The sequence below is a fragment of the Bacillus sp. CD3-5 genome (genome assembly GCF_006349665.1).
GTDB lineage: Bacteria > Bacillota > Bacilli > Bacillales > Bacillaceae_G > Bacillus_A > Bacillus_A paranthracis.
Window position 1 is genome coordinate 91,831 of sequence record NZ_VEPX01000013.1, and the last position, 16,797, is coordinate 108,627.

Sequence of the window (16,797 nt, forward strand, 5' to 3'; positions counted from 1 at the left end):
AGTCTCCTCCCTATATTCTTCTAGTTACGAACGTGGCGTTTCTGAGTATGTATAAATGACCTGTCCGCCGCGCTGTGCGTCACCAATGAAATGTTTAAAGTCTTCTCGATTTACTAAAACTTCTCTGAACGTATAAAATACATCTTTCGTAACAACATACTCCTTTATTTCACCATTTTTCAGCTGATCCAAAATTGTATTTGCTAATTCTTTATCCATGTATTTCACCTCTATGCAATATTTTATTTTAACTTATATTCTATAGGTCAACAACTGTAAAATTATCCAGATGCTATACCTTCATTTCATTTTCATTATTTTTCAAAAGATATCTCTTAATTATATGTCCACTAAATATCATATACTAACATAGCTACTTCTCTATATCAAACATTTCGACATTCAATTATGCAAAGTTCCATACCACTATGCTACAATATATAAATAGAACTAGGAGGGATACTATGATTCGGAAAGCAAAAAAGACAGATGCGAAACTGGTAGCACCTTTATTGTATAACGCTCTGCACGAAATTGCTGAAAAAATCACAGGTAGCACAGTTGAGACAGAAGTATTACTAGGACTTGAAACATGGTTCTCAAAAGAGAGAAATCGACTGAGCTATGAAAACTGTTTTGTATATGAGCAAGACGGGGGTGCAGTTGGAGTTATTGTCGCTTATCACGGTAGTGAAGCAACAATGCTTGATGCACCAATTGTACATCACTTAAGAGAATTACATAAAGATGAATCAATTACGTTAGAAAAAGAAGCTGAACTTGATGAATATTACATTGATACATTATCCGTTTCAAATGCATATGGCGGAAAAGGAATTGGTTCTAAATTAATTGAAGCTGCTGAAATTTATGCAACTGAAAAGGAGCATAAAAAAATCGCATTACTTGTTAATTTAGAAAACAAACGTGCCTATTCACTATACGAAAAACTAGGTTACAAAAAAGATCAAATCGTTATGCTTGTAGGCGAACCTTATGCGCATCTCGTAAAACCATTGAACATCAAAATTTCTATATCTTAAAAAGAAAGCACACGATTTATATAAATCGTGTGCTTTTATGTTAAATTCGTATTTAATACATTTGCATTCATCGCCTCATGAAACGTATATGTTGTACATCCCCATGGCCCTCTGTGCAAAATAGGAGAACCAGACCATCCCATCGCTCTCAGTTCGGCACCAATCATTACATTCACATAATTATGACCTACAAGAGCAATACTTCCATGTACCAGAGCGTAACGATGTAATAAGTAAGCCGCTTGTCTCGCCCTCTCTCTTACTTCCTTATAAGACTCAACATCTTTATGGTAACCAAGTATCCATAATGTTCGTCCGATAAACATCCATACGTTAGGCTTGCATTTTATCCATTTCGGAGCATAAAAGCTCGTGGGAACTGCAGCTTCTCTAAAGAGAGGATTTTGTATAAACGATAAAGAATCCATTAATTCAGCTACTGACTGTACAGCACACCGTTGATCACTTGATACAATCAATTTTGCTGCCTCAACCGCTTCTCTTGTTTCCATTGGTATAGGTGCTTTTTCTGTTATAGTATGTAAGTCATATCCTTTCATCCATTCATGAAAGGATGTAACCGTCATTGGTTCTATAGTACGATTTAAGCGACCATGACGAATAAAAGAAATCTTCATTCTTTCCACTCTCCATTCATCACTTACGAACTCTATTATGTACTATTTTTACATATCATACCACGCAAAAAAAGAAAGTTATACAACTTTACATATCCCCCCCACTCTCATGTGTGACCCCAGCATGTATCCCATCCATCCCATCAAAATATGTAGTCGTTTCATGATGACGAATCTTTTTTAAATTTATATAAGAAAATACAAATAAAGTTAATACTATAACACTCCCCACAAATTCAAACATCATTTTACCGCCTCTAATTTCTCCCACTTTAGTAGGTTATTGTATATTTTTATTATACCCCTATATAAAGATGTCTGCATTTAAACCTTTCTTTTTTTCTAATAACATGACATTTTTGCATATTTTCTTACAAAAAGTGAATATTTTTCGAATTTTTACTTTGGAAACATTTACAAAGTGGACAATATGGTTCAAAATAAGAGGAAATAAAAAAAACCAAAATTATTCTTTTTTGGGAAAACTGTAACAAGGAGAGTTGCTTATGCAGATCGCAGAAACTGGAGATATCATTGAATTTAAAGGTGGAATGCAAGGCCGTGTTCAAAAAGTAAATCAAAACTCCGTTATTGTAGATATAACAATTATGGAGAATTTTAGAGAACTAGATATGGAACCTCTTACAGTTGTAAGTCATAAAAACTATACTGTCATTAATCAAAATGCATAATATAATAGAAAGAAAGGATCTGTATGTTATACAGATCCTTTCTTTCTATTATATATTAACGATTATCAATTGTTTCTGGATATAAATCATGGTTCATCATGCGGTAGTCAGCCATTTGTTCATACTTCGTTCCTGGGCGACCGTAGTTACAGTAAGGATCAATTGAAATCCCTCCACGTGGTGTGAATTTACCCCATACCTCGATGTAACGTGGATCCATTAATTTAATTAAGTCATTCATAATAACGTTCATACAATCTTCGTGGAAGTCACCATGATTGCGGAAACTAAATAAATATAGTTTTAAAGATTTACTCTCTACCATTCTTTGTTCTGGAATGTAGCTAATATAAATTGTCGCAAAATCTGGTTGGCCTGTTTTCGGACATAAGCTTGTAAATTCAGGACAATTGAATTTTACAAAATAATCACGGTTTGGATGATTATTATCAAAAACCTCTAAAATTTCTGGGCTATATTCAAATAAATATTTTGTATTTTGATTTCCTAATAATGTTACATCTTTTAAATCTTCATCTAATCTTCCTGCCATTTTAAACATCCCTTCTTATTATACTCCGCGTTTATTTCCCCATACTAACGCATGAAGCTGCGGCAATACTTTTGCATTATTCATTTCTTTACGGTTAACCGCTTTTTCAATAAGCCACTCATACTTATCTAATAACTTTTTAATCAACATCGTATCATCCACAGTTTTTGTATCATCATTCCCTACTTGTAAGAAAAATGGTACATCTGGATAACGTTCGTGCATCTTAACTGCATACTCGAAATCATAATCGTCAAATACTACTACCTTTAAACTAATATCTTTTCCTGATAGTTTCTGAATCATAGCATCTAACTTCTGAAAATCAGTTTTCATTGTCGAACTTGGTGGTTTTGGAGAAATCGTTACCTCATCAATTTGGAGTAACCAATCTTGCCATTTACTCCCTTGCGTTTCGATTGCCGTTCGCATTCCATTCTCTTTTAATATAGAAAGAAGAAACTCAATATTTTTCAGCAATGCCGGATTTCCACCGGAAATCGTAACATGAGAAAAATTTTCGCCACCAATTTCTACAAGCTCATTCCAAACGTCTTCTGCTGTCATCTGTCTAATTTGATCTTTAGCAGATCCATCCCACGTAAAAGCAGAATCACACCAAGCGCAGCTATAATCACAACCAGCTGTACGGATAAACATCGTCTTTTGTCCTACAACCATTCCTTCACCTTGAATAGTCGGACCAAATATTTCTAAGACAGGGATCTTACTCATCGAGCATCCACTCCCGTCTTACTTCTGCATAACTAGTCGGAGTCTCAAATAGACGAACAAATTCAACACGAGCTCCTTTATATTCGTTCACACGATTATCTTTTGTTAACGCTTCTGCCATCTTTTCATAAATCCAAACGACCATATTTTCAGCAGTTGTATTCATCGCTGGTAACGTTTCGTTTAAATAACGATGGTCTAAATAAATTTCTATTTCATTCTTCCAAATTTCTTTTATATCTCCAAAGTCAATTGCAAGACCTATTTCATTTACATATCCACTAATCCCAAATACCACTTTATATGTGTGACCATGTAAGTTTTTACATTTTCCTTCATAACAGTGTAAATGGTGTGCTGCATCAAAAGTAAATTCCTTGCTGACCATTACTCGTTTATTATGATATTTGAGCTGTTTACGCTGAATATCCTTGTCCATTTTTTGCAAATTTTCTACGATGCGAAATCCAAAGAAATTCTCCATTAGTTACTCGCTCCTTCGCGTTCTTGTAGGTACGTATCTAATCCTGCTTTACGAAGTTGACATGCTGGACATTCACCGCAACCATCACCAATGATTCCGTTATAACATGTTAATGTTTTTTCTCGAACAAACTCGAATGCTCCAAGTTCATCTGATAATTTCCATGTTTCCGCTTTATCAATCCACATAAGTGGTGTATGAATTACAAACGGATAATCCATAGATAAATTTAAAGTAACGTTTAACGATTTCACAAACACGTCACGGCAATCTGGATAACCACTAAAATCAGTTTCACATACACCCGTTACAATATGACGTGCTCCAACTTGTTTTGCTAATACAGCAGCAAATGATAAGAACAGTAAATTTCGTCCATCTACAAACGTCGATGGTAATTCACCTTCTTCATGTGTAATCTCCATATCCGTTCTCGTTAACGCATTTGGAGCAAGTTGATTTAATAGACTCATATCTAGTACTGTATGTTTAATTCCTAGCTCTTTTGCAATTTCCGCTGCACAATCAATTTCTAGCTTATGACGTTGATTGTAATTAAACGTTACAGCCTCTACTTCTGCAAACTGCTCTATTGCCCAAAATAAACATGTCGTACTATCTTGTCCTCCACTAAAAACAACAACTGCCTTTTCTTTTTTCATTTCACTCATTCTCCTTCTCTACTACGAATAAGAAGAAAGAACGTTCTTGAACTGTCACAATAAAAAAACAAAACAATACCTAAAGATATTGTTGTTTCCATAGTTTTTTATAGAGGGAGTTCGCGAACCTCTCCCGCGCATTGCACGGAATTCCTTCTTTCATTGACAAAGCTTATTGTAACATATTGTATACTACCAGAAAAAATTTCTGATTTTTCCGCTATTTCTCATTTCATTTCTTTCATTTTATAGTATGATTAATTTAATATAAGAAGAGAGGAGGCATCCCACTGAAATCCTTTATTATTTATCTCTTTCTAAATATATTATTCATCCTTGTTACAATGCTCGTATACCATTTATTTTGGAATCAAAAAGGGAAACGCTCTCCTAAATTAAATTCAGCTATATTTATTGTATTATGCTGCCTCGTTACTATACTATGTATCACTTTCGCAGCAAAAACAAATTATGGATTTCAATTTGATATGCGTCATATCGTATTAGTTGTCGGTACATTAACCGGAGGTCCTATTGCTGGTGGATCAATATTAGTTGTATTAAATATATATCGCTTCTTATTAGGAGGAATAGGTGTTTTCCCATCGCTTATCGGTTCTATCCTTCTATTTATTGTTCTACTATTTACATATAAATTTTTCAATCGAACTTCTAATCGTATAAAAATAACACTCGCTATTATATACAGTCTCACATACGGATTGAGTTGGATACCTTTCTTCCTTTCAAAGGTTACAAATAAGACTGATTATATACCACATATTATTGTGTATGAGTTATGTACGATACTTGGTACGATTCTTATTTTATATTTACTACACATATTACAAACTCAAGTTCGTCTCCAAAACGAACTTATGAATGCTGAAAAATTTCATTTAATTGGCGAAATGGCAGCGTCCATCTCTCATGAGATTCGCAATCCGTTAACTTCAACAAAAGGATTTTTACAACTTTTGCAGTCAGATACATGCACTGAGCAAGAGCGAAAATTATATATTGACATAGCCATCAACGGAATCGAACAAGCAAATCACGTTCTTACAGATTATTTAACCTTTGCAAAACCAAGTATTGAAAAAGAACAAACATTACAGTTAGAAGAAGAACTACTGCATGCATTATCGTTAATTACACCGCTTGCTAATTTAACAAATGTGCGTACACATTATATAAAGCAAAGTACTTCTTTTTTTATCGCGGGAGAAAAACAAAAACTAAATCAATGTTTGTTAAATATTTTAAAAAACTGCATTGAGGCCATGCCAAAAGGCGGTGATCTTTATTTCACATTAGTTCCTGATCATAAGCATATTCAATTATATATAAAAGATACAGGAGTTGGTATGGATCAAGAACAAGTAAAACGTCTTGGATCCCCTTTCTATTCAACAAAAGAAAAAGGTACTGGTCTTGGAATGATGGTCGTATTCAGTGTTGTGCAAGCTATGAACGGAAAAATTGATATTATAAGTGAAAAAGGTACAGGTACAACTTTCTTATTAACTTTTCCACTCATACAAAAAACGTGATGAAATACTCATCACGTTTTTTCTGTTCCTTCAACTAATTCAGCAAAAGCTTTCACTTTTCCATGTGGTTTTTGATTTTCTTTACGTGCTTTCCAAGCGCGCTCTTCTTCTTTCTTTTTCTTGGACATACTTTTCAACTCCTTCTTTTCTTTCTCTCTGTAGTATTCCAAAATAAGAAGAAAAACTATGCACATATGAAAAAGAAGTGGTCTCCCACTTCTTCCTAATTATCGCTGTAAAATTGCGTGTTTCGCTTCTTTTAACTGCGTAAGATGTCTTTGTTCATGCAAATCAAGAAATTGAACCCACTGATACAAATTCAAATCATTAAAAACAGGATGCTTTAATCCATTTTCAAATAGGTCTTTTTCATCTATAACGCTATGAAGCGCATGTAATAGTTCTTGTCGTGAATGTTCTAGTAATTGGATTCCTTGCTGTTTTTTCATTAGCGTTTCTGTTGGTTTCATTTGCTGAGGAGCTTCTCGTTTATGTGTGCGATCCAGCGTAAGTTGGAGGTCTTTAAATGGAGTCGTGTTTCTTTCATTTTTTTGTAAGGCATATACAAGGGCAGACGTGACAGATTGTTCAACTAAATGCAAGTGATGCAAAATTTGAATAATACTCCATTTATCACGACGTGGCTTTACATTCACTTCTGTATCATTTAACATTTCAATTTCTGACAATAGCGTGCTTCGGGTAGACTGTAATGAGCTCACCAAACTTTCTAAACTCACATCCATATTAGATTGAAGCATACTTCTTTCCCCCCTTTTGTTGGTGAAAAGAGGTGCCCCTTATTAGAAACACCTCTTTAGTATTCTGAATTTTCTTTTATTATCTCATCATTTTCTCATTATGTCGATGTTAAACATGTGAAAAAAAGCGCATGTTTTTTACAATTTTGTGTCGTCAATTGCTTGTAGCCATGCTTCAATTTCTGTAATAACACTTTTCACACAACCTTCAGCAAATGGTGATGTTAAATTGGCAACTTCTACTAATTCCAAGAATGATTTACTTCCACCTTGTTGGCACAGATTCACATAATCTTCCCATGCCTCTTGTCTATTATCTCTTGCACGTTTCCAAAATTGCAGTGCACAAATTTGTGCTAACGTGTAGTCAATATAGTAGAACGGCGAGCTATAAATATGTCCTTGACGTTGCCAGAATCCACCGCGCTCTAAATAATCATTATCTTCATAATCACGATGCGGTAAATACTTTTTCTCTATATTACGCCATGCTGTCTTACGCTCTTCTGGTGATGCTTCAGGATTTTCATATACATAATGTTGATATTCATCAACAGATACACCATACGGTAAAAACAGAAGTGCTGAACTTAAGTGAGAGAAGTAATATTTATCTGCATCTTCTTCAAAGAATAACTTCATCCATGGCCATGTGAAGAATTCCATACTCATAGAGTGAATTTCACACGCTTCATATGTTGGCCAATTATATTCTGGAATTTCAAATTTACGACTTTCATATACTTGGAAAGCATGGCCTGCCTCATGTGTTAATACATCAATATCACCAGATGTTCCGTTAAAGTTTGAGAAGATAAACGGCGCTTTATAATTCTCAATATATGTACAATATCCACCGCCAGCTTTTCCTTTTTTTGCAACTAAATCTAATAAATCATTATCTAACATGAAATTGAAAAATTCATCTGTTTCAGCCGATAACTCTTTATACATCGTTTTCCCATGATTAACAATCCAATCCGCATCTCCTTTTGGAGTTGGATTACCTGTAGGAAATTCAAAGTTTTCGTCGTAATACGCTAACTTCTCTACACCGATACGTGCTTGTTGGCGTTTTCTTAATTCCGTTGTGACGGGAACGATATAATCTAGCACTTGCTGACGATAATTCGCTACCATTTCCGCATTATAATCTGTACGGTACATTCTTGCATATCCAAGTTCAACAAAGTTTTTGAAACCTAAAGATTTGGCGATTTTTGTTCTTACTTTAACAAGCTCGTCATAAATACGATCTAACTCTTCTTCATTCTCAGCTAAAAATCCGTAATACGCCTCACTTGCTGCTTTACGTTCACTTCTTTCTTTCCCTTGCATAAATGGAATAAGCTGTGATAACGTTCTTTCTTCTCCTGCAAAATTAATTTTTGCAGATGCTAATAATTGTGTATATTGTGAAGATAATTTATTCTCTAATTGTAAATCCTTCACGACTTCATCAGAATATGTTTTTAAATCACACTCCGCAAGAGCAAATAATTGCTTCCCATAATACGCTTCTAATTCTTCACGGAATGGAGAATGAATTAACGCATTATAATACTTTGTACCATATCCTTGTACAACTGGAGAGAATTCATCAAAGAAATCTTGCTCTTTCTTATAAAAAGCATCTGTTGTATCAACAGAATGACGAATGTAACAAAGATTCCCCATTGTACCAAAATCGTTACGAATTTCGTTAATTGAATGAATGACTTGTTTTTGTTCCTCTACAGTTTTTGCGTTATCAAACCTCTCTAAAGCAGCTGTAAATTTCTCTTTTAATTCTTCAATATTTGGCCTTTTATATTCATAGTCTTTAAATGACATGAACGAGCCTCCTCTCCATTAAATGCATCCTTTACTATAATTCAATACTTACTTCCAAATCTCCTCTTATTCTTCAACAAAATACGGCATATACTGCCATCATTACATGTAAACAAAAAAGCTTTGGATTTCTTTATCCAAAGCTCCTTTGGAACATATTATTACTTTTCATACTTTCCAATCTTTTTTAATAGATCCAGTAATTCTTCCTTTTCCTCTTTCGTTAACATTTCAAAAGACTGATGAATAACTTGCTCATGCCCTGGAAAAATAGAAGAAATAAAGTTCTCTCCAGATTCAGTTAATTGTGCATAAATAACACGTCGGTCATTCGGGCATGGAATTCTCTTTACTAGTCCCTTTTTCTCTAACTTATCTACAACATATGTAATGCTACCACTAGCTATTAAAATACGCTCACCAATTTGCTGAAGTGGTTGACCGCCTTTATGATATAGCAGTTCTAATACAGCAAACTCAGTTGGATTTAAACCGTTACTTTGTATAGACTTATTTGTCGTATCCATAACAGAACGATGTACACGAGATAATGCAATAAATACTTTTAAAGATTGAGAAATATCTTCTCGTTCATTATTTGATGTCATACAACTTTCAACCCTTCACTTAAATTCTCAATAATAAAAAGAACAAAATAGTACTTCAAATAAATTCCGAATGAGTATTCACTCATTCATTATCTCTCCCCAAATATATTATGAATGATTCTTGAATAAAAACATGACAATTTTAACATAGTTTATATATAATGATAATAAAAAAGAAGGAGTACCAAATTTGAAGTTCAAATTCCACAGCATAGTTTTATATATATTGCTTGTTATCCTACCAACAACAGGGATTGGTGCTACATTTTATTCATATCATTCGTATAAAATGAAACAAGAAAATAAACAAGTTGCCCATACGGTCCTCTTTTTATATAGAGACTATTTAGATCACCACCTTGGCGAAGCAATTTCTGCCCTAGAAATGCTCGCAAAGGTCGTAGGAACCGAGACTGGAAATATTAATGGGATGAAAGAAATTGTACATGATACAGATGGAAACGATGCACGTTTTTCTGGTCTATATTACGCTACACCAGAAGGTATCATTACAATCGCATCGGAAGGTGACCGACCACCTGTTGATGTCTCAGATCGTAAATATATTCAAAACGCATTACAAACTAAGAAAACAACTGTATCATCCGTCATTACAGATCGTGTTCTTGGCCATCAAGCTATTATGATTGCTTCCCCCATTTTTAATAAACAGAAGGAGCTCTCAGGCTTATTGTTAGCAAGTTTACGCTTTGACTACATTTCATCATCTTTAAATGCCATTAAGCCACAATACCATTTTGAAGTAACTGATAAGTATGATGTAGTTTTTCTAACCGATGATAATAACGAAACAAGTGATGCACATTCTAATATGCTTACTACTCCACTCCAAAGATTAGATTGGAAGGTCTCTGTTTCTCCGTTACCTATTCATCAAAAAACTTTAAATCAGTGGGTTGCCGTAGAATGTATAGCTACTTTATTTTTAATATCAATTTTATTTTTACTCGCTCAATATATGTTGTTAAAACGACAAACAAAACTAGAAAGACAACAAAATGAACTACAAAAAATTGAATTAGTTGGAACTTTTGCAGCTAGTACCGCCCACGAAATCCGTAATCCACTTACCGGAATTAAAGGGCTCGTCGCTCTATTAAAAGAGAAATATAAAGATGAACAAGATCAGTTCTATTTTTCCATCATCGAACAAGAAATAGAACGAATTAATGAAATTGTAAGTGAATTTCTTATTCTTGGAAAGCCAACTGCAATCATTGAACAAACATATGATGTGAGAACCATTCTAAATGAGGTAGCATTAATTATTCAATCTGAGGCGAATCTACATAATATTGTATTCCATTTACATTTGCCAGACCGTCCTGTTCATATCCGGTGCTCAAAAGACCATATGAAACAAGTGGTTTTAAACATTACAAAAAATGCAATTGAAGCTATGACTTCTGGCGATACACTAACTATTTTCGTAACAAACAATGAAACACACGCACAATTGCAAATTATAGATACTGGAAAAGGGATTCCAAAACATATTCAAAAACACCTCTTTCATCCGTTCTTTACTAATAAAGATACTGGAACAGGTCTTGGACTTGTCATATGTAAACGAATTATAGAGATGTACAACGGGCATATTTTTATTAACAGTATAGAAAACGAAGGAACGACAGTTCATATCGAAATTCCGTTACACATAGTATAATTATCCTTATCCCTAAAGGGTAATTATACTTATTTCATAAAACCAGCCACAAGCATTCGCCAAAAATTACTTGATTTCCCTTCATACCCAATTTGAAAAATAGGTACCTTTATAATTGATAACCATTTTGGTGTTTGTTTTTCTTTATAACACTGGTACTGTAAAATAAGCTTGTCCAATTCTTGACTAACTTGAATCGTCTCCGTACTATTTAACCCACTCGTTAAACCTAATTGAATCATCTCTTCACGTTTCATATGAATATCACGTGAAAGCTTTTCTAATGTGTACTTCCTTTTTACAGTAAACATTCATATCCCCCTTATTATACTTCCATGCTCTCTACTTCACTTCTCCATTGAACTTTTAACTGCTTATCATATTTGAATTTGAAGAATCAGAAAATTTAACATTTTCTCCCTGTAATTTACAAATCTTTACCCTCACTTTGAGAATTATTACAAATTATTCTATCTTTGTAAATACATTCGCAATAATAGACAATTTTTTTATCTCCTTTTTTTACAAACACCAATTAAATAGCGGATTCCCTATTTTCCATATACTTTTCTTCGACATTTTTTGTTTAATTTATATAAAAACGCAAACCATAATGGTGATTGATAATATAGAAAGGAACTATTTATATGCACAAATATACGATTGCATTGCTTATTTTGACTATGTTTTTACCATCCTTCTTGTTTCCTGTTGAGGCCAAGGCCCATACAAATAAAGTAGCTATTGTCATTGATGACTTCGGCAATAATATGAAAGGAACTGATAAAATGTTATCACTTCCTATTCCACTAACTGTTGCTGTTATGCCTTTTCTTCCTTCCACAAAGGAAGATGCGATAGCGGCTCATAAGAAAGGACACGAAGTTATTATACATATGCCAATGGAACCGCTTAAAGGTAAAAAAGAATGGCTTGGACCAAAAGCAATTACAACTGATTTAAGCGACGAAGAAATAAATAATCGACTCGAACAAGCGATTCAAGAAGTACCACATGCAATTGGGATGAATAATCATATGGGATCAAAGGTGACTGCAGACGAAAGAATTGTACGACTTATACTCGCAGCTTGTAAAAAACACGGTTTATTTTATTTAGATAGCAAAACAAATCCTAAGAGTGTCGTCCCAAAAATCGGGAAAGAATTAGGAGTACCAATTATTGAAAATCAATTATTTTTTGATGACGTGTACACAGCGGCACATATTTCAAAACAAGCCCAATTACTCATTAAAAAACTTCAAGAAAAACCGATTATGGTAGCTATCGGACATGTTGGGCCTCCAGGTGAAATTACATCACGTGTTATAGAAACCTCTATTCCTAAAATTCGTGAACATGCAGATTTTATTTTTTTATCCGATTTAGCATTATCTCCGCCTCCTGTTTCAAAATAAGATTCATGACTCAAACTAAAAAAGAGAGCAATCTGCATATAGCAAATTGCTCCCTTTCCTTTTCATCTTAAATATAATCTACATGACTCACCCTGAATCCTTTTTTCTCTATTTTTTCGATTAATTGCTTTAATCTTTTTTCATTTAACTCATCTGTTATATTGACAATAACGCGGCGAATATATTGATCGCCGTTATCTAGCGTAAATAGTCCACCGATATGAAATGCTTTCAACAATGTCCCAAGTTCTTTAATCGTTCCCTTACAATCTTGTGTTGCAATCGTTAATATATAACCACCCGTCCGCATACCAAATGAATCCTCAATAACATCAAATATATTGGAATGAGTTAAGATGCCAACAAATTCATTATAATCATTTAATACAGCTAAAAACGGCAAACGACGAATAACATAAAATGCTCTGAAAAAAGAGTCCTTTTCAAAAATAAATGCAGTGGAATCTTCCAGCATATGTTCCGTACTTAATTCCTCTAATCCACCATTACACTTCTTTTCTAAAAGATCCACTTTATAAATAATCCCCATGAATTTCTTTTCATCTTCTGCTAATACAGGGATTGCTCGAAATCCCGTTTCATTCATAATTTGCAGAGCCTTCTTACCTGAATCGTTCATTTTGCAAAATGTTACTTGCTGTTTTGGCAGAAAATGATATTTAACTCGCAAAATATGTTCCTCCTTACATGTCAACATGTAATCTATATATAATAAGGAGACCTATATTTTATGAGTAAAATTATTTTTAAAACGCTTTCATTTACTTATTGACTTGTAACGACATCACAAACATTTCATATAACAGAGCTCTTTGCACCTTTTATCATTAACAATTTTACATGGTAGTTCATTAAATATTCTATACCCTCCAACCATTTTTTCGCGTATTCTGGAGTTCTTCCCCACACAATCATGCCATAATTATGAACGAGAACTACTCCTCCACCTTCAATAAAATTCGGCACATTATTCTCTAATAAATCTGCGAATTTTTTCTCATCTTCTACGATGGGAATTGTCATTTCTGTTATACCTTCTTTTCCAAAAACACGTTCCACGCTACGTTTATCGAATGTTACTTCCCCTTTTTCTCCATACAACTCTGATATTAAATGACTATCTACAGTCTGTACTTGTAGAATACATTCTGCACTACTTTTTTTATAAATATCTGCATGCATAAATGATTCCGCAGCTGGTTTTTCTTCATTTTCAAATACTGGTTCACACATACAGTTCACAACAATAAAATCTTCTTCTGAAAATAACCCTTTATCTCTTCCCTCAACGTTTACTAAAAAAGTTAACGGCTCTTTTGACGTACAAAGTGATAAGCTAATTTTTGTACCATAAAACCAATCACGAAGTGCTAGTTCAGATTTCACATCTTTTAATTCATTCCATTTCTTTAGAAAAAATAACATTTCGTCACCCCCGGCGTAATATTCATATAATGTTCGAATCCTTTCTATGTAAAAGGAGTATTTTTTTGATTATTCTAAAAATTTAATTGAATTATCACATGAGAACGCCTTTTTGTCAATATAGTTTCACGTCTCTTCTTTAAAAAGGGCTATTCATATGTCTATACTCCTGTATATTGACTATTTCATTTTATACATAAAAAATACGTTATTCTTTTTCAATCAAAGAATAACGTATTTTCTCATCTTTTATTTCGTCATTGCGTTATATAAGAACTGTGCATATTGTTCACGTGTTACAAAATCATCACCTAAAAAGTTTCCTTTTCCATCACCTTTTGATATGTTATTGTCCGCTAACGCTTTCACATATTCTTCTGCCCAATGACCAGTTGGTACATCATTAAAGTTCACTTTATTATTTTCATCTTCTTTTAGCTGAAATACTTTATATAATACTACAGACATTTCGTATCGAGTTAATACTCCATCTGGACGAAACTCCCCAGTACCATCTCCTTGCATAATTCCAGCTTGCGCAACTGTAGCAATATCTTGCTCAAACATATGTCCCTTCGTATCTGTAAATCTCTCTTTCTGCTCTACTTTATTTTCTAATTTCAAATACCTTTGTACTAAAGACGCAACTTGTCCACGAGTAATACGATCCCCAAATCCAAATTGTCCATTTCCATATCCCTTAAAAATATTTTCTTTCGCTAAATAATGAATTGCTTCCTCTGACCAATGTCCTTTTGGTACATCTTTAAATTCTACTACTCCTACTTTTTCATCTTCTTTAGAATTATTGTCTTCTTTAGAAGTGTTATCTTCTTTACTTTCTACCACATTTTGAATCACAGATCCTGTGAAGAAGATTCCTGTATCCGCAAATGGATCTTTTACACCAAATTCATATACTTTCTCACCCGGTGTACTCCACTTAACTGCATCATTACTATACGTACCACCTTCGCTCTTTAAACGAATTTTTGTAGAGATTTTACCATCTTTCTCGTATATAGGTACTTTTACTTCTTTATTTACTTCTGTTTCCTCTAAAAATACTTTTTGATTTTGAACATTGATATAGGCTGTTTTACTTAGTTCTATAACTGGTCGAACATCACGAATTTCATTTGCAACAAAACTTAAGAATACTAACTTTTTCAAATTGCTAGCTGGTGTTAAGTCTGAAATATAATTCGCTTCTAAATCAAGCTTTTGTAAGTTTACTAGACTTGATAATGGAGTAATATCCTTTAACTCATTGTTAGGTAAGTGTAATTGTTTTAACTGTGTCATCTTACTTAGAGGAGTAACATCTTTTATTTCATTTTTCCCGATCCACAATTCTTCTAATTGCTTCATTTGCTCAATACCGGATAAATCTTTTACTTTATTACGTGTTAATACTAAGTCTTTTAAAGGTAATGAATATAACGGTTTAATATCTTCAATTTGATTACCTGCTAAAGTTAAATATGTTACATTTTTCAACGCGCTTAATGGCGCAACATTCGTAATTTTATTATTTGCTAAATTCAGGTAATCTAGTTGTTCCATTTTCGCTAATGCTGTTACATCTTCTATTTGGTTACCTGATAAATATAAACTTTTTACATTTTTCATTTCAATTAGTTGTGCAACGTTCGTAATTTTATTATTACTTAAATCAAGAGAATCTAAATTATCCATCTTAACAAGTGGTGTTACATCTGAAAATTCATTACCACGTAAAGCTAAATGTTTCAATTGTTTTAAGCTCGTAAAGAATGATGGATCTTTTATCTTCGCATTCGCAACTGTTAAAGATTTTAAATTTGGCATATATTTTAATGCACTATAATCCAGTATCTCATTCGTATTTAAAAACAAGTCCTTTACTTGTAATAACTCTTCTTTCGTGATTGGTGTATTTAAATCTTTTCTATTAAATACCTTTTTATTAACAAGCTCTCTTAATTTATTATCTGTTATCATATTTTGATTATCAACTGGATGATCCGTCTCCATATTGCCTGAATTAGAGTTATCATCTGGTTTCTCTGTTTCTTTGTCACCTACAGTTGGATCTTTAATTTCAAATTGAACTTGATATTTGTGATCATATCCAATAGCCGGAATAAGTATATGCATTTGCATATTGTGCTTCTTCTCAAACTCGCCAATTTCAAATTGAACTACTTTCGTTCCATTCTTCCTCTTATCTTCTGACAAAACTTTTACATCATGAAATACGCCAGGTTGGTTTTTATCCTCTATTCTAAGGTATTGAAAATAATCGCTATCTTGCATTGTTACAGTTACAATTTTTTTCCCATCCGCAATCGTTACTTTAGGATCTTTTATATATTGAGAAACCATAGATGGCTCGTCTTTTTGATCCTTATATATTTTAATCTCAGTATCGTATGTACGTTCACTAGCTGCCGCTACCGATTGGTTTGCTTCAATTTTTATTGCTGCTAACGCTGGAGTAGAGTATGCAGCAAATGGAATTGCTAATGTTGTCGCTACTACTAGCGCCTTCATATAATTTTTTTTCAAAATAATATCCCCTATCATATATAATCTTTATAATTGATAAACATTATCAATTACTCATAAATAAATGATAATGAATATCATTATCGATGTCAACGAGAATATTACATTAAATTTATATTTTTAAAGGCAAAAAA

The 16,797-nt window shown here is 33.3% G+C and carries 20 protein-coding genes and 1 riboswitch; of the genes, 5 read left to right on the forward strand and 15 right to left on the reverse strand.

Annotated features, from left to right (window positions below):
* Nucleotides 1-24: 24 nt before the first annotated feature.
* Entirely contained in the window at nt 25-219 is a 195-nt protein-coding gene (locus tag FH036_RS21650; RefSeq protein WP_139896218.1) for an abortive phage infection protein, read from the reverse strand.
* Between the two features lie 245 nt (nt 220-464).
* On the opposite strand from FH036_RS21650, the gene FH036_RS21655 reads away from it, so the two are divergent.
* The gene (locus tag FH036_RS21655) at nt 465-1,043 is read left to right on the forward strand and encodes a GNAT family N-acetyltransferase (RefSeq protein ID WP_000619538.1); all 579 of its coding nucleotides are present in this window, start codon (nt 465-467) and stop codon (nt 1,041-1,043) included.
* Between the two features lie 35 nt (nt 1,044-1,078).
* On the opposite strand, the gene FH036_RS21660 is transcribed toward FH036_RS21655, so the two are convergent.
* On the reverse strand, nt 1,079-1,681 hold the full coding sequence (locus FH036_RS21660) for a histidine phosphatase family protein (protein WP_139896219.1): 603 nt from the start codon (nt 1,679-1,681) through the stop codon (nt 1,079-1,081).
* A gap of 88 nt (nt 1,682-1,769) precedes the next feature.
* Entirely contained in the window at nt 1,770-1,928 is a 159-nt protein-coding gene (locus FH036_RS27220) for a hypothetical protein (protein WP_180358392.1), read from the reverse strand.
* Between the two features lie 259 nt (nt 1,929-2,187).
* Here FH036_RS27220 and FH036_RS21665 point away from each other — a divergent pair, with 259 nt between their 5' ends.
* Complete coding sequence (locus FH036_RS21665; RefSeq protein WP_001165081.1) at nt 2,188-2,373, forward strand: YkvS family protein; 186 nt, start codon at nt 2,188-2,190, stop codon at nt 2,371-2,373.
* A gap of 55 nt (nt 2,374-2,428) precedes the next feature.
* Here the strand turns inward: FH036_RS21665 and queF are convergent, their stop codons facing one another.
* The 4 genes from queF to queC are packed head-to-tail and all read right to left on the reverse strand — an operon-like array spanning nt 2,429 to nt 4,807.
* A complete protein-coding gene (queF, locus tag FH036_RS21670) occupies nt 2,429-2,926 on the reverse strand; it encodes a preQ(1) synthase (protein ID WP_000918895.1) in 498 nt (165 codons plus the stop codon).
* An 18-nt stretch (nt 2,927-2,944) separates the two neighbouring features.
* Nucleotides 2,945-3,661 (reverse strand): 7-carboxy-7-deazaguanine synthase QueE, encoded by a 717-nt coding sequence (gene queE / locus FH036_RS21675; protein WP_139896220.1) that lies wholly within the window; start codon nt 3,659-3,661, stop codon nt 2,945-2,947.
* Nucleotides 3,654-4,145 carry a 6-carboxytetrahydropterin synthase QueD gene (gene queD, locus FH036_RS21680; RefSeq protein ID WP_098669890.1) on the reverse strand — a complete coding sequence of 164 codons (492 nt, stop codon included), beginning with the start codon at nt 4,143-4,145 and terminating at the stop codon, nt 3,654-3,656. Before queD ends, queE begins: the two co-directional genes overlap by 8 nt.
* Entirely contained in the window at nt 4,145-4,807 is a 663-nt protein-coding gene (gene queC, locus FH036_RS21685; protein ID WP_000711596.1) for a 7-cyano-7-deazaguanine synthase QueC, read from the reverse strand. Before queC ends, queD begins: the two co-directional genes overlap by 1 nt.
* Nucleotides 4,808-4,900: 93 nt before the next feature.
* A riboswitch (PreQ1 riboswitch) is annotated at nt 4,901-4,944 on the reverse strand.
* 207 nt (nt 4,945-5,151) lie between these two features.
* On the opposite strand from queC, the gene kinB reads away from it, so the two are divergent.
* Nucleotides 5,152-6,360, forward strand: a complete 1,209-nt coding sequence (kinB, locus tag FH036_RS21690; RefSeq protein WP_139896221.1) for a sporulation sensor histidine kinase KinB — start codon at nt 5,152-5,154, stop codon at nt 6,358-6,360.
* An 11-nt stretch (nt 6,361-6,371) separates the two neighbouring features.
* Here kinB and FH036_RS27485 read toward each other — a convergent pair whose 3' ends face one another.
* From FH036_RS27485 to FH036_RS21710, 4 genes are all read right to left on the reverse strand, one after another.
* A complete protein-coding gene (locus FH036_RS27485; RefSeq protein WP_000038254.1) occupies nt 6,372-6,488 on the reverse strand; it encodes a DUF6254 family protein in 117 nt (38 codons plus the stop codon).
* Nucleotides 6,489-6,587: 99 nt separating this feature from the next.
* Nucleotides 6,588-7,121, reverse strand: a complete 534-nt coding sequence (locus tag FH036_RS21700) for a DinB family protein (protein ID WP_000941979.1) — start codon at nt 7,119-7,121, stop codon at nt 6,588-6,590.
* 138 nt (nt 7,122-7,259) lie between these two features.
* Nucleotides 7,260-8,954 (reverse strand): M3 family oligoendopeptidase, encoded by a 1,695-nt coding sequence (locus FH036_RS21705; RefSeq protein WP_138322280.1) that lies wholly within the window; start codon nt 8,952-8,954, stop codon nt 7,260-7,262.
* A 161-nt stretch (nt 8,955-9,115) separates the two neighbouring features.
* Nucleotides 9,116-9,562 carry a MarR family winged helix-turn-helix transcriptional regulator gene (locus tag FH036_RS21710; RefSeq protein WP_000203342.1) on the reverse strand — a complete coding sequence of 149 codons (447 nt, stop codon included), beginning with the start codon at nt 9,560-9,562 and terminating at the stop codon, nt 9,116-9,118.
* 190 nt (nt 9,563-9,752) lie between these two features.
* Here FH036_RS21710 and FH036_RS21715 point away from each other — a divergent pair, with 190 nt between their 5' ends.
* Nucleotides 9,753-11,249, forward strand: a complete 1,497-nt coding sequence (locus FH036_RS21715) for a DUF3149 domain-containing protein (protein WP_139896222.1) — start codon at nt 9,753-9,755, stop codon at nt 11,247-11,249.
* Between the two features lie 29 nt (nt 11,250-11,278).
* Here FH036_RS21715 and FH036_RS21720 read toward each other — a convergent pair whose 3' ends face one another.
* Nucleotides 11,279-11,560, reverse strand: a complete 282-nt coding sequence (locus tag FH036_RS21720) for an aspartyl-phosphate phosphatase Spo0E family protein (RefSeq protein ID WP_000495540.1) — start codon at nt 11,558-11,560, stop codon at nt 11,279-11,281.
* Nucleotides 11,561-11,896: 336 nt separating this feature from the next.
* Here FH036_RS21720 and FH036_RS21725 point away from each other — a divergent pair, with 336 nt between their 5' ends.
* The gene (locus FH036_RS21725; protein WP_000549804.1) at nt 11,897-12,667 is read left to right on the forward strand and encodes a divergent polysaccharide deacetylase family protein; all 771 of its coding nucleotides are present in this window, start codon (nt 11,897-11,899) and stop codon (nt 12,665-12,667) included.
* A 67-nt stretch (nt 12,668-12,734) separates the two neighbouring features.
* Here FH036_RS21725 and cbpA read toward each other — a convergent pair whose 3' ends face one another.
* The 3 genes from cbpA to FH036_RS21740 all read right to left on the reverse strand — a co-directional run bounded on the left by cbpA (nt 12,735) and on the right by FH036_RS21740 (nt 16,681).
* Nucleotides 12,735-13,358, reverse strand: coding sequence for a cyclic di-AMP binding protein CbpA (cbpA, locus tag FH036_RS21730; protein ID WP_001264219.1), 624 nt, complete (start codon nt 13,356-13,358; stop codon nt 12,735-12,737).
* A 125-nt stretch (nt 13,359-13,483) separates the two neighbouring features.
* Entirely contained in the window at nt 13,484-14,113 is a 630-nt protein-coding gene (locus FH036_RS21735; protein WP_000895996.1) for a class II aldolase/adducin family protein, read from the reverse strand.
* Nucleotides 14,114-14,362: 249 nt separating this feature from the next.
* A complete protein-coding gene (locus tag FH036_RS21740) occupies nt 14,363-16,681 on the reverse strand; it encodes an NEAT domain-containing leucine-rich repeat protein (RefSeq protein ID WP_139896223.1) in 2,319 nt (772 codons plus the stop codon).
* Between the last annotated feature and the right edge of the window lie 116 nt (nt 16,682-16,797).

What these genes read in the sequence shown, in the direction of transcription:
- FH036_RS21650 (WP_139896218.1), bottom strand. Translation starts at nt 219, where the DNA reads ATGGATAAAGAATTAGCAAATACAATTTTGGATCAGCTGAAAAATGGT.
- FH036_RS21655 (WP_000619538.1), top strand. Translation starts at nt 465, where the DNA reads ATGATTCGGAAAGCAAAAAAGACAGATGCGAAACTGGTAGCACCTTTA.
- FH036_RS21660 (WP_139896219.1), bottom strand. Translation starts at nt 1,681, where the DNA reads ATGAAGATTTCTTTTATTCGTCATGGTCGCTTAAATCGTACTATAGAA.
- FH036_RS27220 (WP_180358392.1), bottom strand. Translation starts at nt 1,928, where the DNA reads ATGATGTTTGAATTTGTGGGGAGTGTTATAGTATTAACTTTATTTGTA.
- FH036_RS21665 (WP_001165081.1), top strand. Translation starts at nt 2,188, where the DNA reads ATGCAGATCGCAGAAACTGGAGATATCATTGAATTTAAAGGTGGAATG.
- queF (WP_000918895.1), bottom strand. Translation starts at nt 2,926, where the DNA reads ATGGCAGGAAGATTAGATGAAGATTTAAAAGATGTAACATTATTAGGA.
- queE (WP_139896220.1), bottom strand. Translation starts at nt 3,661, where the DNA reads ATGAGTAAGATCCCTGTCTTAGAAATATTTGGTCCGACTATTCAAGGT.
- queD (WP_098669890.1), bottom strand. Translation starts at nt 4,145, where the DNA reads ATGGAGAATTTCTTTGGATTTCGCATCGTAGAAAATTTGCAAAAAATG.
- queC (WP_000711596.1), bottom strand. Translation starts at nt 4,807, where the DNA reads ATGAAAAAAGAAAAGGCAGTTGTTGTTTTTAGTGGAGGACAAGATAGT.
- kinB (WP_139896221.1), top strand. Translation starts at nt 5,152, where the DNA reads ATGCTCGTATACCATTTATTTTGGAATCAAAAAGGGAAACGCTCTCCT.
- FH036_RS27485 (WP_000038254.1), bottom strand. Translation starts at nt 6,488, where the DNA reads ATGTCCAAGAAAAAGAAAGAAGAAGAGCGCGCTTGGAAAGCACGTAAA.
- FH036_RS21700 (WP_000941979.1), bottom strand. Translation starts at nt 7,121, where the DNA reads ATGCTTCAATCTAATATGGATGTGAGTTTAGAAAGTTTGGTGAGCTCA.
- FH036_RS21705 (WP_138322280.1), bottom strand. Translation starts at nt 8,954, where the DNA reads ATGTCATTTAAAGACTATGAATATAAAAGGCCAAATATTGAAGAATTA.
- FH036_RS21710 (WP_000203342.1), bottom strand. Translation starts at nt 9,562, where the DNA reads ATGACATCAAATAATGAACGAGAAGATATTTCTCAATCTTTAAAAGTA.
- FH036_RS21720 (WP_000495540.1), bottom strand. Translation starts at nt 11,560, where the DNA reads ATGTTTACTGTAAAAAGGAAGTACACATTAGAAAAGCTTTCACGTGAT.
- FH036_RS21725 (WP_000549804.1), top strand. Translation starts at nt 11,897, where the DNA reads ATGCACAAATATACGATTGCATTGCTTATTTTGACTATGTTTTTACCA.
- FH036_RS21735 (WP_000895996.1), bottom strand. Translation starts at nt 14,113, where the DNA reads ATGTTATTTTTTCTAAAGAAATGGAATGAATTAAAAGATGTGAAATCT.
- FH036_RS21740 (WP_139896223.1), bottom strand. Translation starts at nt 16,681, where the DNA reads ATGATAGGGGATATTATTTTGAAAAAAAATTATATGAAGGCGCTAGTA.